This window comes from Rhizobium leguminosarum, assembly GCF_010668065.1.
GTDB classification, from domain to species: Bacteria; Pseudomonadota; Alphaproteobacteria; order Rhizobiales; family Rhizobiaceae; genus Rhizobium; species Rhizobium leguminosarum_S.
The window spans coordinates 12,934-25,759 of record NZ_WUEN01000006.1 but is presented as its reverse complement, the minus strand read 5'-3'; the positions used below and the strand labels follow the sequence as shown (position 1 = coordinate 25,759).

Below are 12,826 nucleotides of genomic sequence, written 5' to 3'. Positions count from 1 at the left end.
GTTCCTGATGTGGATCACTCTGGCCTCCGGGTTCACGACGAAGCCGGCCTCGCCCCTTCCCATGCCATCTGAAGCATCTCTCGGATTGCCGTAGCTTCCAGAGGCCGGGGGTTCCAGTAAGGGTTTCGCATGGCAATATCTGTGGCTTTGTCCAGATCCTCGGCGGCCAGTCCGAAATCTTGGAGCCTGGTCGGGGCGCCTATGCCGAGCGCGAAATCGTAAAGCCCAGGCGCCGCGCGATCCGTCCCCAATAAAGCGGCAACAGGTTCCAGCAGGTGCGGTACCGCCGCCTCCGTATACGCCACTGTATGAGGAAGAAGGATAGCGTGCGTTTCCGAATGCGGCAGGTCGAAGCTGCCGCCCAGCGTGTGGCAGATCTTGTGATGCAGTGCCATTCCGACCGCACCCAAAACAACGCCACAGAGCCAGGAGCCGTAGAGGGCATCGGTGCGGGCCGCGGGATTTCGGGGATCACCCACGATGGCAGGCAGTGCCTCGTGCAAGGCGGCTATGCCCTCCATCGCCATCATTGAGGACACCGGGTTGCGATCCTGGGCGTACAGCCCTTCCACGGCATGGGCCATGGCGTTGAGGCCGCTGCTAACTGTCATTTTGACAGGCAGGTTGTAAGTCAGTTCCGGATCGTAGATCACTGTTTCGGGCAGAATTGATGCATCACGCACAGTGGTCTTGATGCCGTTTTCTGTCTGCCCGAGGATCGGGGTCACTTCCGATCCGGCATAGGTTGTGGCGATGACTAACTGGGGCGTATCAGTCCGGTAGGCGATGGCCTTGCCCAGCCCGATCGTTGAACCTCCGCCCAAGGAAATGACGCAGTCCGCACCGGCGTCAGCAAAGACCCGAAGCGCTTCGATCGTCACGTCGACGGGCGTGTGCATCATGGCACCGCTGAAGACCCCCACACAGACGGATCCCAACTGTTCGACAAGCCTTTGCGCGTCCTTTTCCTGGAACGGTGTCGACAGGACAAGGGCCTTATGCCGACCAAGGCCACGCAATTCTTCGGCCACCTGAGAGATCGCCCCCACACCGAACACGATGCGAGGAATAGTGCCTTTGTAGATAAACGGCTCGCGCATGGTCTTCTCCTCCTGGATGCAAACGGTGCAACTGCCGTCGCTGCCGGGTCAGCCCATGCGCTCGGAGGCATAGCTTCCCGGGCTCGGCGGGAAGACGACGGTGCGATTTCCATTGATAAAGGTCCGATGGTGGATGTGAGCGTGGATGGCGCGGGCGAGCACCTGTGCCTCCACGTCACGACCCAGGGAGACATAGTCTTCGGCCGACTGCGCATGCGTGATGCGCACGATGTCCTGCTCGATGATCGGCCCTTCGTCTAGATCGGCAGTGACGTAATGTGCCGTCGCGCCGATGAGCTTCACGCCGCGCATATAGGCCTGCTTGTAGGGATTGGCGCCCTTGAAGCTCGGCAGAAAGGAATGATGGATATTGATGATCCGCCCGGACATTTTCTGGCACATCTCGTCGGAGAGGATCTGCATGTAACGGGCGAGTACGATCAGCTCAGTGCCGGTGCTCTCGGCCAGCGCCATGATGCGTCCCTCCGCCTCCGCCTTGTTGGCCTTGGTCACTGGAATGTGGTGGAAGGGGATGTCGTGATTGACCACCAGCTTCTGGTAATCGAAATGGTTTGACACCACGCCAACGATGTCGATCGGCAGCGCACCGATCTTCCAGCGATACAGCAGGTCGTTGAGGCAATGGCCGAAACGCGACACCATGAGAAGCACTTTCATGCGCTCCTGCGCATCGAAAATATCCCATTCCATGCCGAATTTGTCCGCTACCGTCATGAAGCCTTCCGACAGCTCGGGCCGCAACACGCCTTCTTCGGAGATGAAGCTGACGCGCATGAAGAACTTGCCGGTGTCCCGGTCATCGAACTGCGAGCTGTCGACGATGTTGCAACCCCTGTCCGCAAGGAAGCCGGAAATCGCCGCGACAACGCCACGTGTGGTTTGGCAGGCAACCGTCAAGACATAGTTCTTCATTCTATCCCCGTATCTGTTAGGGCTCTTCAATAGATGCTCATCGGGCTTTCCCGACAAATGCTTCAGCCCGCTGAGCTCATGGAAGGCCATCGTGCCTAGTCTGCCGTCCGCGCCGGTTATTGGGCGGAAAGACCGATATACCGGTCGAGTTCGGTGCGATTGGCGGCCAGTTTTGTCGCCTCTTCCTCAAAGACGATCTTGCCTTGGTCGAGCGCAATGACGCGCTCTGCAAACTTGAGTGCCAGGCCGACATGCTGTTCCACCAGAACGATCGTGTGGCCCTGATCGGCCAGCTTGTGGAACACTTCCATAAGCATTTCGCAGATAACCGGTGCCAGCCCCTCCAGCGGCTCATCCAGCAAAATGATTTCCGGCTTTCCCAGAAGAGCACGGGCAATCGACAGCATTTGCTGTTCGCCTCCGGAAAGCTGGCGCCCGCCGTTGGAACGACGCTCCTTCAGCCGAGGAAACAGATCGTAAGCCTCTTCCAGAGTCGATCCATTCCGAAGTCCCGCAACCAGGTTCTCCTCGACCGTCAACGATCCGAAAATGTCGCGGGTCTGCGGCACGATGCCAATCCCCAGTCTCGCCCTCTGATGCGAGGCGAGCGTATCGATCGCCGCCCCCCTGAGTTTGATGCTTCCGGCGTGTTGCCGTGTCTGGCCCATGATCGTGGAGAGCAAGGTGGTTTTACCGACGCCGTTTCTCCCAACGATCGCCAGCCACTCGCCTTTTGGAACGCGGATCGAAACATTGCGGATGATATGGGTATCACCATAGCCGGCCACGACACCGTCCAGTTCGAGGAGAATGTCAGACATGGCCCGCTCCCAGGTAGAGTTCGCGAACCTGCTTGTTGGCGACAACCTCGTCGGGCGTTCCCTCCATCAGGATCGCGCCATTCACCAGCACGATGATACGGTCTGCGACCTCGAACACTAACTGCATGTCATGCTCGATGATGAGGACCGACAGATCCTGGGGAAGCCGCTTGATGGCCTCCACGATGAAGTGGCTTTCGGTAGAGGGTACCCCTGCCGCCGGTTCATCGAGAATGAGAACCTTCGGCTTCACCGCCAGCGTCAGCGCCAATTCCACCAGCCGCTGCTGCCCATAAGCCAGTCCACGCACCGGCTTGTCGGCCAGCGACAGGATATTGAGATCCTGCATCAACCGGGCGATCTCAGCCTCGATATCGCTCCACCCGTCCGCCCGACGAAAGAACTGATGCGTGCGGCCTTCCCGCTCCAGTATCGGCAGCCGCAGATTTTCGCGAACGGTCAGGTCGCGAAACAGATTGGTTATCTGGAAGGTTTTCGCGACGCCTGCCCTCACCCGAGCCGATTCGCTCAGGGATCCTATATCCTGGCCGTTCAGCACGATCTTGCCCGATGTCGGCTTCAGGACACCGGTCAGGAGATTTGCGAAAGTCGTCTTGCCGGCACCATTTGGCCCGATCAGTGCGGTGCGCGAGCCTCGCGGCAACGTGAGAGTCAGGTCCCGGGCGACCTGCAGGCCTCCGAAATTTTTCGAAAGCCCAACAATGGAAAGCCCGTCGTTCATGACGTCCTCCTGAGCAATCGCGCCAAGCGACCTGGAAGAGCAACTAGACCCTTTGGGAGCACGAAGACCACGATGAGAAGCATGAAGCCGATCACGAAGAGCCAGTTCAAGGGATCGATGCTTGCCGCGACATGATGGACCACCATGAAGAGCAATGTCCCGATCAGCGCGCCATACAGCCGCCCGGCTCCTCCCAGGATCAGCATCACCATAACGTCGGCAGACAAGGAGAAATTGAACACTTCGATGCCAACCAGGCCTGTCACCTGGGCCGCAAGGGCGCCGGCAATTCCGGCAATAGCGCCAGCGATAACGTAGACCGTCACCTTTCGGCGATAGACCGGCGTACCGATTGCGCGCATCCGGCTGGCGCTGCCTTCAATTCCTCTAAGAGCGAGCCCAAACGGGGAGCCGATCAGAACCTGACAGAGCAGTAAAACGGCCGCAAGAATGGACACGCTGTAGATGAAGGCGACCTGTCCAACAAAATCGAATTCGTACAGCCCCAGCAGCGGTCCAACCGTGATGCCGGCCAGGCCGTCGGCGCCGCCCGTTAGCCAACGTGCCTGGGATGCGGTCTCCTGAAGAACCATGGTCACGGCTATCGAAATCATCAACAGAGTTATGCCGTGGGTGCGAAGCAGGACAAGCCCGGAAATCCACGCCATCACTGCGCCCGCCACGGCACCGACCAGGAGCCCGAGCAGCGGGTCGGGCGACAGGTGAAGCGAAATTAGTCCCGCGGCATAGGCGCCGCATCCATACATGGCCGCGTGACCAAGTGTTGCTATTCCCGCCTGCCCGAGAATGAGGTCGAATGACACGACGAAGATCATCATGATGACGATCCGGGTTAGAAACGACAGGTCGTACGGGAATATCAGAAAGGCAAGGCTCGCACCGACCACGACGGAAATGGACGGGATGAGGAAGCTCAGGGCGGTCGGCGCGCGCCTCGGCGACGTCGAAAGGACGGGGTCCATCATTGCGCTTTCCCCATCAGACCGTTGGGCCGAAGCGCGAGCAACACCACAATCGCCACGAAAAAGAAGATGGTACCAATGCCCGGCAATAGATAGCGACCAGCCGTATCGAGAATCCCAAGGCTAATCGAAGCAAGGAAGGAGCCGGAAATGCTGCCAAGTCCACCCACAGACACAACAATCAGGAATAGCACCATATAACGAAGCGGATAGTAGGCCTCGATCGGAAGCAGTTCCGCACCGAGTATACCTCCTACCGCCGCGAGACCGGCGCCGGTGGCGAATGCAACGAGATAGACGAGCGGCGTGTTGATGCCGAGCGAAGCGGCCGCAATCCTGTTGTCGACAGCTGCGCGCAAGTAGATGCCGAACCTTGTTTTTTCCATCAGCAACCAGAGACCGGCCAGCACAAGCAAACCGGAAATGATAACGACCAGCCGGTGGAACGGTAGCGTCCTGAACCCGAGATCGATCGGTGTCGTGAAAATCGCCGGGGCGCCAAGCGGCAGGATCGTGGAGCCCAGGAACAGATTGACGGTTGCGATCATGATGAAGACGATTCCAATGGTCGCCAACACCTGGCCCAACTCGTTGAAGCCATAGATGTGGCGATAGAGCAGCCGCTCGAGAAGCACGGAAACGAGGACAACCGCGAGAACGGCGACGAGGAACGCCGGAATGAACGCTACGTCCAGACGTGTGGTGAGCAGATGAACGGCTGCGCCGCCAAGCAGGGCAAACCCGCCGTGCGCAAGGTTGATAATGCGCATGAGCCCCATCGTGATCGAAAGCCCGACGGAAATCATGAACAATATCATCCCGTAGGCGACGCCATCGACGACGATACTTAGAATGAGGGACATTCTCTAACCTGAGATTTGCGAGGTCGGGCGTTGCGTGGCGGAAAACTCCCGCCACGCTCACCGTGGATCAGGGATTGAAGCCGAGGTCCGGTACGTTCGGGACAGTCGCGAACTCCCGATTGACCAGTTTGCCGTCCGCGCCTTTTTCAACACGCCGAAGATAGACATTCTGCACCACCGTCCGTGAGACCGGATCCATCTTCACCGGCCCGCGTGGGCTTTCCCATTCCATGCCCTTGGCCGCCTCGATGGCTTTTGTGCCGTCAGACCCTGCAGCCTTGATCATCCGGTAGATCAACTCCACGCCGTCATAGGCGCCGATTGATGCCATGTTGGCGCGCGAGCCCGGATGAAGTTCCTGCAGTTTCGCGACAAAGCTTTTGTTCAGCGCAGAATCGTGGACATCGGAGTAGTGGTATGCGGTCACCAGGCCGATAGCTTGGTCTCCAAGCGCATCAAGTGTGGTCTCGTCGGTCTCGCCACCGCCAAGGAAAGAAACGCCAGCAGCTTTCAGGCCATTTTCATTATAGGCCTTGGTGAAAGCGAACGTCGCTGGGCCCACCGGCAGGAAAGTGAAGACGGTATCGGCACCGGAACTCTTGATACGCTGCATGAATGGCGCGAAATCATTGGTCTGAAGCGGCATTCGGATCTTTTCGAGAACCGCCCCGCCGTCTTTCTCAAAAGAGGCGGAGAAGGCCGTTTCTGCATCAATGCCGGGATTGTAATCCGAAACGGCAGTCACGACTTTCTTGGAGCCATTTTTGGCCGCCCACTCGGCTGCCGGTTGAGCGAGCTGCGTCAACGTAAAACTGGTGCGCAGAAAGAAGTCCGACTGCTTGTTGATCGATGATGTCGCGGCATTGAAAATCACCGCCGGCACCTTTGCCTGCTTTGTCAGGGGAGCGACCGCAACGGCATTGGGGGTGAAGTCAAATCCACCAAGATACTTCACGCCGTCGCGGACAAGAAGTTCCTGGGCCGCTGCCTTGCTGGCGTCGGCGTTGGGTCCGCCAACGTCCTTGTAGATGAACTGAATTTTGTGACCGCCAACCTCGTCTCCGTGCTGCGCGACATAGACATCGATCGCTTCGCGGAATTGCTTGCCCCAGATTGCGTTTGGCCCGGAGAATGTAGCGATAACGCCGACCTTGATTGTCTCGGCCTGAGCGAGCGTGCCGGTCACGAAAAACGCAGCCGATGCGACGAGATACAACGTCGATTTCGAAAATGTCATATTTTTTCCCTCCCAACCGGAAAAGCGTCCGGGCGCCTTGACGCTGAAGCGCCACTTCCTCCGCTAGTATTGGTACGGAAACCGTACTAATACGTCAAGTTTTCTCCGCATTCATGGACCGCCTATCTGTGTTGTCCGAGTCGGAAATGCTCCAGTCTAGTCAGGCGTCCTGACAATCACATCGGCGCCTTAGGAAGGTCGCGTCCGGTACTCTTGCAACCAGTCCACTGTTTTGTGTAGTCCTCCAAACGGATAGAAATGCAGACGAACATCGCCATATTCGGCGTTGCTCAAGCCGGTAGCATACTCATTGACCAGAGCGTCTGGCCCCGCGCTCGACAACAACTGAGTGATCGATAGACCGTACTTCTTGAGGACGGATGTGGATGCGGAAACGCCGCAAACCGCTGCAAATTTCAATAGCGTTCTGACGCTTGCCGGGCCAGGAATACCGATGTGGATCGGGACTTCGATACCCAATCGACGCAGTTCACCTATCCAGGCAAGTACGGGTTCCGATGCGAACGCAAACTGAGTGAAAATCGACCACTCGATATTTGCTGCTTCCATGATCAGTCGCTTTTCCAGCAGCGCACTGGTGAGCATGGCAGCGTTCTGGACCGGGTGTCCTTCCGGATGCCCGGCTATCGAGACATTGCTGATCCCATGCTGTTCGAGGATACCGCTACGTAAGATCGTAGCGGTATCCAAGAACGGGCCCTTGGGAGGGTCGGCATCGCCCGCGACTAGGAGCAATCGGCTCACCTGGGCGTCATTGACAAGCGCCGACAGCATTGCCGATAGCATGGATTCCGACCCCAGACGTCTGGCGGCAATGTGAGGCAAGGGTACGTATCCCGCCTGTCGGACCATTTTGGCCGCCCTAATCCGGTCGGCATCGCTTTCCGTTGACAGAAACGGAATCGAGATGATCGTGCCTTTGGGGATCGCGCCAGACATGGCCGCCAGCTGTGCGGTATCTTTTGTCGTCACTTCCACCGAAAAGTCATCCAGTACATCGCTCTGGTCTCGGAGATGTATTGCTTGCGACATAGCCATAAAAACCCATCCCGCCTGCGAGACAGGCGAATTCTCATTGAGCAAGAAGAATGTGAACGTTCCGAGTAGCAGACCGAAGGGTATCCGTAGCCAGAACAACACCGGTGTTCGCTCTGACGAAGATGCGCTAAGCGAATACCGGCAATAGTCAGCTGATCGCAGCGCGCTTCATCTTTTGAACGGAACTTGCATAGGGAACGGGCGCCACGACCGCTCTGACCTTGAACTGCTCGTGCCGTTCGACATGCGGCTTCCGGGACCCGCCACGAGGCTCTCCCCAGGTGAGCGTCACTTCCGTCCCGGGAGTCGCGTTTTGGACGTCGAGCATGGCGAGAGACAGCATTTCGCCTTCGTTGTTGCTGTAACCGCAATGGCAGGAGTGACCGACGAGCATGCCATCCCGACTCCGCACCTCATCGAACTGGGGCCAGCCATAATAGGCGACCGGCAAGTCTATAGCCTTGTATCGTGGCCCGTCTCCGAGGCAAGACGCAAAGATTGCCGCAACGTCGTCGCGGTTCCATACCAGCGTGACCTTTTGGCGCCGCTCCTCCACGGGCAGGGCTTCCAGGGCTTCGCGCCCAATGAAGTCATGATCGAACTTGAGAATATGGCCGTAGCCGAGATCCCACGGGGTGACGTAGTAATCTTCGATATTATCCGAGACGAAGCTGCCGCCGAGTTGGGCATTCGCTTCCCAACCGTTTCCAGACAGCCATTGGCGAAAATCGCGCAGTTCTTCTCCCGTATAAATGCCCGGCAGGGGGTAAGGCATCCAGCCAAATTCGAAGATCGTACTAAAATAGGTCTTCGTCCCGCCCTGCTTCAGCCCATGCCCCTCACCGGCCCTGATGAGTGCGGCGCGCACCTTTTCCATGTCCTCATACGGTCCGGAAAGTTCTGCCCCGAGATGGCCTGCCATCCCATGCCGCAGGACGAGCACTTCGCATCCGCCGATTTTGACCTTCGCGGTCCTGAAGAATGCAATCTCCGGGGCGCCGCCCTCGACCGCAGCGTTGAAGATCAGGCCGGCATTGGGACCTTCCAACTGGAAACGGTAGAACCAGCGCCTGCCGGTCGGGTTGTAAGGCGTCGGGTCGTCGCGCTCGATCGTCACGTTGTAGCCGCCTTGTTCCGCGTTAAACTGTACCCAGTTCAGGACAGGCATGCCGCTGATCAGCTCGAACGTTTCCTCGGCAAGTCTGTAGACGACGCAGTCGCCGATGACATGGCCGCGTGGCGTGCAAGCGACGAATTGCTTGGCGCGGTCGATCGTAAAATTCGCCAGGCTGTTGATGCCGAGCTTCTCAAGCAGCCGGAACGCATCGGGACCCTTGAGCATCAGTTCCGGCATATGGTGCGACTGGTCGAACAGGATCGCCGTCTCGCGCCAGGCACGCTGCTCGTCTCGCCAGTTTGTGAATTCCGGCGGAATGAACGCAGCGGTGAGCCCGGTACGCGCCCGGTAATGGGGCGCAAGCGTGTCGTTGTAAAAATACTCGACGAGATTGGCTTTCTCGTCGACCAAATCCTGCAGTGATCGCGCGCCGTTTGCCTTTACCATTGCTCGAACATCCTCCTCTTTATGTTCCGCTCTGCTGAGCGATTTGACTATACGTCGACCAGTGGCCTACTAAATCGACTGTTCTTGGTGGCGGCGAGAACCGTGCACGGGATGGTGCAGCGCGTTGGTCCCCATATCGGCCGCAAGAGCCTCTCGTTCATAAAGCCTCCTCCAAGACACCTTATTTAGTACGGTAGCCTGACCATATTTTGTGAAAGCGGCATATGTCAACCAATTTTAGTCGAGGGGCTGGAAAAATACCTGCCACAGGCTTACTCGTGTAAATTGATAGCTTCCGAGGTGGTAAAAAATGATTTTGAAAAATGCGTGGCGCAGGAGCAACATTGGCCGTCGGATGAACGAGGCGGTCAGGATATTCGAGAACAGGATCATCGAAAATCTGAAAGCCAAAGGGCATTCCGAACTTACCGCCGCACATATTAATCTAACCCGAAACCTCGACGAAGACGGGACAAGGCTCACGGAACTGGCGAGACGCGCCTCTCTCACAAAGCAATCGATGAGTGAACTGGTCGATCAGGTGGAACGAACCGGCCTCATTGAAAAACGCCAAGATCCTGACGACGGCAGGGCAAAGCTCGTATGCTTCACAGACAGCGGCTTCGTTTGGCTGGAGGCCTTTCATCAAAGCCTGGAGGTGGCGGAAAGTGAAATGCGTGACCAGCTCGGGCCGGCAATGGTCGATCTCATGGTGGAAGCACTCGGGAAATATGTAGAGTGTCAAATCAACAAAGAGAGTGATCAAGCCGATTGACATTGGTCCGGTTTCCTTACTATTTTCGCGCCAGCGGATTTGGGAGGTTTTGCCGTGACTCACGAAGTTTACGATGTCGCCATCGCGGGCGGTGGTCCGTTCGGACTGATGCTGGCCAACGAACTTGGCCGCCGAGGCGTTTCAACCATTCTTTTTGACGAGAAACCTTCGACGGCTTTCAATCCCCAAGCCAATGCCACTCAGGCAAGGACGATGGAGCATTTTCGCCGCCTGGGATTTGCGGATGAGATCCGTGCACTCGGCATGCCTGAAGATTTTCCAACCGATATCGCATATTTCACGCGATATGCTCACCGTGAATTGGCGCGCTTTCGCCTTCCCTCTGCCAAAGAGGCGCGCGAGAAGATCCTGACAATGACAGGATCCTGGAGCGCGGCCGAATTGCCCCACCGTGTCTCTCAGAAGTTTGTCGAGCGAGTTCTGCGTAAGCATGCCGAAGCCCTATCTATGGTTTCGGTCAACTACGGGTGGCGGATATCCCAGTTCGAAGACGTTGGTGACACCGTGACCATGACCGCAAGTCAGGTCGGCTCCGAGAGCACGCGCTCCGTAACGGCCAAATATCTTATCGGAGGAGACGGGGCGAAAAGCTTCATACGTCGGACACTTGGCATTCGATATCAGGGCGATGGCGGTGCAGTCAGAGATTTCTTCGGCGGGAAAATGTTTGCCCTCTATCTTCGCTGCCCGCAGTTCTATGACGTTGTTCCCTTTGCACCCGCCTGGATGAACGTGGCGTTCAATCCTGAGCGCCGGGCGTTTATGGCAGCCGTCGACGGCAAAGGCGAGTTTGCTTTTCACACCCAACTAAAGGAAGGCGAGAGCGAAGACGATATATCCGACGCGCAAGCGCTGAAGATGTTCCAGACGGTGGTCGGGTATCCCGTTGAGGGGGAAATTCTTTCTCGCGGCACCTGGACGGCCGGGTTTGCCCTGGTCGCCGAGAAGTTTCGGGCTGGGCGGATATTCCTCGGCGGTGACGCGGTTCATCTTTTTACGCCAGCCGGTGGCTTGGGGTACAATACGGCGGTGGATGACGCGGTCAATCTAGGTTGGAAACTCGCTTCTGTTGTGAAAGGAAATGCACCGTCATTCCTTCTCGATACCTATGAACTGGAGCGACGCCCGGTGGCCGTCCGAAACACAGGCTTCGCTCGGGCTTTCGCCGAATCCATCGGAAACTACGTCCCGAACCCCGACATCGAGGCGGACTCGGATCTCGGATCGGATTTGCGACGGGAAGCCGGCTCCTATCTGGAGGCACATGGGCGGTCCGAGTTCAACATACCCGGCGTGACGTTCGGCGCTCGCTACGACCATTCGCCGGTGATCCTCGCCGAAGGGGAAGGACAGGCCCCGGACCTGCCGGATGTCTACGTTCCAAATGCCGCGCCAGGGGGCAGAGCGCCCCATGTTTGGTTGAGCTCTCAAACGTCATTGTTCGACCGATTTGGGTTTGAATGGACCCTCCTGCGGCTTCGCCCCTCCTCCTCGCCAGGAACCGAGTTCGTTGCAGCCGCCAGAATGGCCGGAATGGATCTCACCGTCGTCGATATAGAAGAGGATCAACTCCCAGCAATTTATCGCGAGCCGCTTGTGCTCATTCGGCCAGACCAGGTCATCGCTTGGCGCGGAGATGGCGATGGCGACGCTGTTCATATCATCGAGACTGTCCTGGGCCATATCCCAGCAAAGCGATGAAGAGGCGTAACCGCGGCGGTGATTGCAGTTCACCGACCTTAGTTCTCTTTGGGTACTGGTTGAGGTGATCAGTCGATGCGCCATGCCTGCTCTTGAAAGGATCAGAACGCCCGACCCGCTATTTCGGCTCCGTGGGATAACGTTGATTTATGGAAATCAAGGTTATCGTGTCGGTACGTGCAGCGATCATCGCCCGGCAACAATGAAGCCCGGTACCGGGCGCCTTTGAAGCGATGTTCGGCGGTTGTTGATAGGCAGGGTTGTAGTATCCGGCCCGGGCCGCGGCTACTCCCTGAGGTTGATGTCGAAGTAGCAAGCTGTCTTGGTTGATCTCCTCAAGTGGAACACCGTCCGCTAATTCGATCAAAGCCATCCTTGGCTCTCCATGACGAGCGAGTGTGAAGGCACCGAGATCGGTTATGACGAGGTCGGCAATGCGTTTACCGGTGAGCGGTAGGTTGCACTCCTTAAGCAGCACATCGGCACGCGCGGACCGTTCAACAGCGAATCCTGCAGGATCAATCCATTGGACAACGTCACCAGCAACAATTGGAAGAACGTCATAGCTCTGCCGCCGACCGTCTACCCCGGTATACTGGCCAAGAACGTTGCGGACTGCAATATCTGCATTCTGGGCTGCGCCGTGGCGCCCCAGTTGCCAAGCCCGAAAGTTTTGCGGATCGATAAGTGCCCCGGAATCTTTGGCGATCAAACTTGCATCCATCCAGGCTTCGAATTCCGGCCTAAGAGCTTGTGCGCCCTCGCGAGTGCCGGCGATGCCTTGAGCAAGAGCGAATGCAACAAACGGATCCAGAGCCCCCCAACGGAGCAGCTCCCTAAACCAGAAGCCAATCCATGGAAGCCGCGTCGTTGCGCGCCACGTCGCAAGCGAGGGTGACTCAAGCTCACCAGCGTTCGCGGACCATAACTGCGACAACGAAGCTCCAACCGCCACACCGAGACGAAATTCGAGATTGTCGGCGACGAACCTCGGCCATATGCGAAATGCTTCGGGAGCCGGGTCTAC

General features: G+C 57.6%; 12 protein-coding genes. 2 read left to right on the top strand and 10 right to left on the bottom strand.

Going from position 1 to position 12,826, the window contains the following annotated elements:
• Positions 1 to 32: 32 nt before the first annotated feature.
• The 9 genes from GR198_RS18120 to GR198_RS18080 all read right to left on the bottom strand — a co-directional run bounded on the left by GR198_RS18120 (position 33) and on the right by GR198_RS18080 (position 9,302).
• Positions 33 to 1,100 (bottom strand): maleylacetate reductase, encoded by a 1,068-nt coding sequence (locus GR198_RS18120; RefSeq protein ID WP_164069352.1) that lies wholly within the window; start codon positions 1,098 to 1,100, stop codon positions 33 to 35.
• A 48-nt stretch (positions 1,101 to 1,148) separates the two neighbouring features.
• A complete protein-coding gene (gene purU / locus GR198_RS18115) occupies positions 1,149 to 2,033 on the bottom strand; it encodes a formyltetrahydrofolate deformylase (protein WP_164069351.1) in 885 nt (294 codons plus the stop codon).
• 116 nt (positions 2,034 to 2,149) lie between these two features.
• Positions 2,150 to 2,854, bottom strand: coding sequence for an ABC transporter ATP-binding protein (locus tag GR198_RS18110; RefSeq protein ID WP_164069432.1), 705 nt, complete (start codon positions 2,852 to 2,854; stop codon positions 2,150 to 2,152).
• Positions 2,847 to 3,596 (bottom strand): ABC transporter ATP-binding protein, encoded by a 750-nt coding sequence (locus tag GR198_RS18105; RefSeq protein WP_018484500.1) that lies wholly within the window; start codon positions 3,594 to 3,596, stop codon positions 2,847 to 2,849. Before GR198_RS18105 ends, GR198_RS18110 begins: the two co-directional genes overlap by 8 nt.
• Positions 3,593 to 4,582 carry a branched-chain amino acid ABC transporter permease gene (locus GR198_RS18100; RefSeq protein ID WP_131624343.1) on the bottom strand — a complete coding sequence of 330 codons (990 nt, stop codon included), beginning with the start codon at positions 4,580 to 4,582 and terminating at the stop codon, positions 3,593 to 3,595. The genes GR198_RS18105 and GR198_RS18100 overlap by 4 nt, the downstream gene beginning before the upstream one ends.
• Positions 4,579 to 5,442 (bottom strand): branched-chain amino acid ABC transporter permease, encoded by an 864-nt coding sequence (locus GR198_RS18095; protein WP_018484502.1) that lies wholly within the window; start codon positions 5,440 to 5,442, stop codon positions 4,579 to 4,581. Before GR198_RS18095 ends, GR198_RS18100 begins: the two co-directional genes overlap by 4 nt.
• A gap of 67 nt (positions 5,443 to 5,509) precedes the next feature.
• On the bottom strand, positions 5,510 to 6,679 hold the full coding sequence (locus GR198_RS18090) for an ABC transporter substrate-binding protein (protein WP_164069350.1): 1,170 nt from the start codon (positions 6,677 to 6,679) through the stop codon (positions 5,510 to 5,512).
• A gap of 189 nt (positions 6,680 to 6,868) precedes the next feature.
• On the bottom strand, positions 6,869 to 7,738 hold the full coding sequence (locus GR198_RS18085) for a methylenetetrahydrofolate reductase (protein ID WP_018484504.1): 870 nt from the start codon (positions 7,736 to 7,738) through the stop codon (positions 6,869 to 6,871).
• A 148-nt stretch (positions 7,739 to 7,886) separates the two neighbouring features.
• Positions 7,887 to 9,302, bottom strand: a complete 1,416-nt coding sequence (locus GR198_RS18080; protein ID WP_164024069.1) for an aminomethyl transferase family protein — start codon at positions 9,300 to 9,302, stop codon at positions 7,887 to 7,889.
• 355 nt (positions 9,303 to 9,657) lie between these two features.
• Here GR198_RS18080 and GR198_RS18075 point away from each other — a divergent pair, with 355 nt between their 5' ends.
• Both GR198_RS18075 and GR198_RS18070 read left to right on the top strand, forming a co-directional pair.
• Positions 9,658 to 10,077: a MarR family winged helix-turn-helix transcriptional regulator gene (locus GR198_RS18075; protein WP_164024101.1), complete on the top strand. Its 420-nt coding sequence runs from the start codon at positions 9,658 to 9,660 to the stop codon at positions 10,075 to 10,077.
• 54 nt (positions 10,078 to 10,131) lie between these two features.
• Positions 10,132 to 11,799 (top strand): FAD-dependent oxidoreductase, encoded by a 1,668-nt coding sequence (locus GR198_RS18070; protein ID WP_164069349.1) that lies wholly within the window; start codon positions 10,132 to 10,134, stop codon positions 11,797 to 11,799.
• A 118-nt stretch (positions 11,800 to 11,917) separates the two neighbouring features.
• Here the strand turns inward: GR198_RS18070 and GR198_RS35425 are convergent, their stop codons facing one another.
• Positions 11,918 to 12,523, bottom strand: a complete 606-nt coding sequence (locus GR198_RS35425) for a hypothetical protein (RefSeq protein ID WP_204337161.1) — start codon at positions 12,521 to 12,523, stop codon at positions 11,918 to 11,920.
• Positions 12,524 to 12,826 lie beyond the last annotated feature (303 nt).

Excerpts from the sequence above, each read along its gene's own strand:
- GR198_RS18120 (WP_164069352.1), bottom strand. The coding sequence starts at position 1,100 with ATGCGCGAGCCGTTTATCTACAAAGGCACTATTCCTCGCATCGTGTTC.
- purU (WP_164069351.1), bottom strand. The coding sequence starts at position 2,033 with ATGAAGAACTATGTCTTGACGGTTGCCTGCCAAACCACACGTGGCGTT.
- GR198_RS18110 (WP_164069432.1), bottom strand. The coding sequence starts at position 2,854 with ATGTCTGACATTCTCCTCGAACTGGACGGTGTCGTGGCCGGCTATGGT.
- GR198_RS18105 (WP_018484500.1), bottom strand. The coding sequence starts at position 3,596 with ATGAACGACGGGCTTTCCATTGTTGGGCTTTCGAAAAATTTCGGAGGC.
- GR198_RS18100 (WP_131624343.1), bottom strand. The coding sequence starts at position 4,582 with ATGATGGACCCCGTCCTTTCGACGTCGCCGAGGCGCGCGCCGACCGCC.
- GR198_RS18095 (WP_018484502.1), bottom strand. The coding sequence starts at position 5,442 with ATGTCCCTCATTCTAAGTATCGTCGTCGATGGCGTCGCCTACGGGATG.
- GR198_RS18090 (WP_164069350.1), bottom strand. The coding sequence starts at position 6,679 with ATGACATTTTCGAAATCGACGTTGTATCTCGTCGCATCGGCTGCGTTT.
- GR198_RS18085 (WP_018484504.1), bottom strand. The coding sequence starts at position 7,738 with ATGGCTATGTCGCAAGCAATACATCTCCGAGACCAGAGCGATGTACTG.
- GR198_RS18080 (WP_164024069.1), bottom strand. The coding sequence starts at position 9,302 with ATGGTAAAGGCAAACGGCGCGCGATCACTGCAGGATTTGGTCGACGAG.
- GR198_RS18075 (WP_164024101.1), top strand. The coding sequence starts at position 9,658 with ATGAACGAGGCGGTCAGGATATTCGAGAACAGGATCATCGAAAATCTG.
- GR198_RS35425 (WP_204337161.1), bottom strand. The coding sequence starts at position 12,523 with ATGGATGCAAGTTTGATCGCCAAAGATTCCGGGGCACTTATCGATCCG.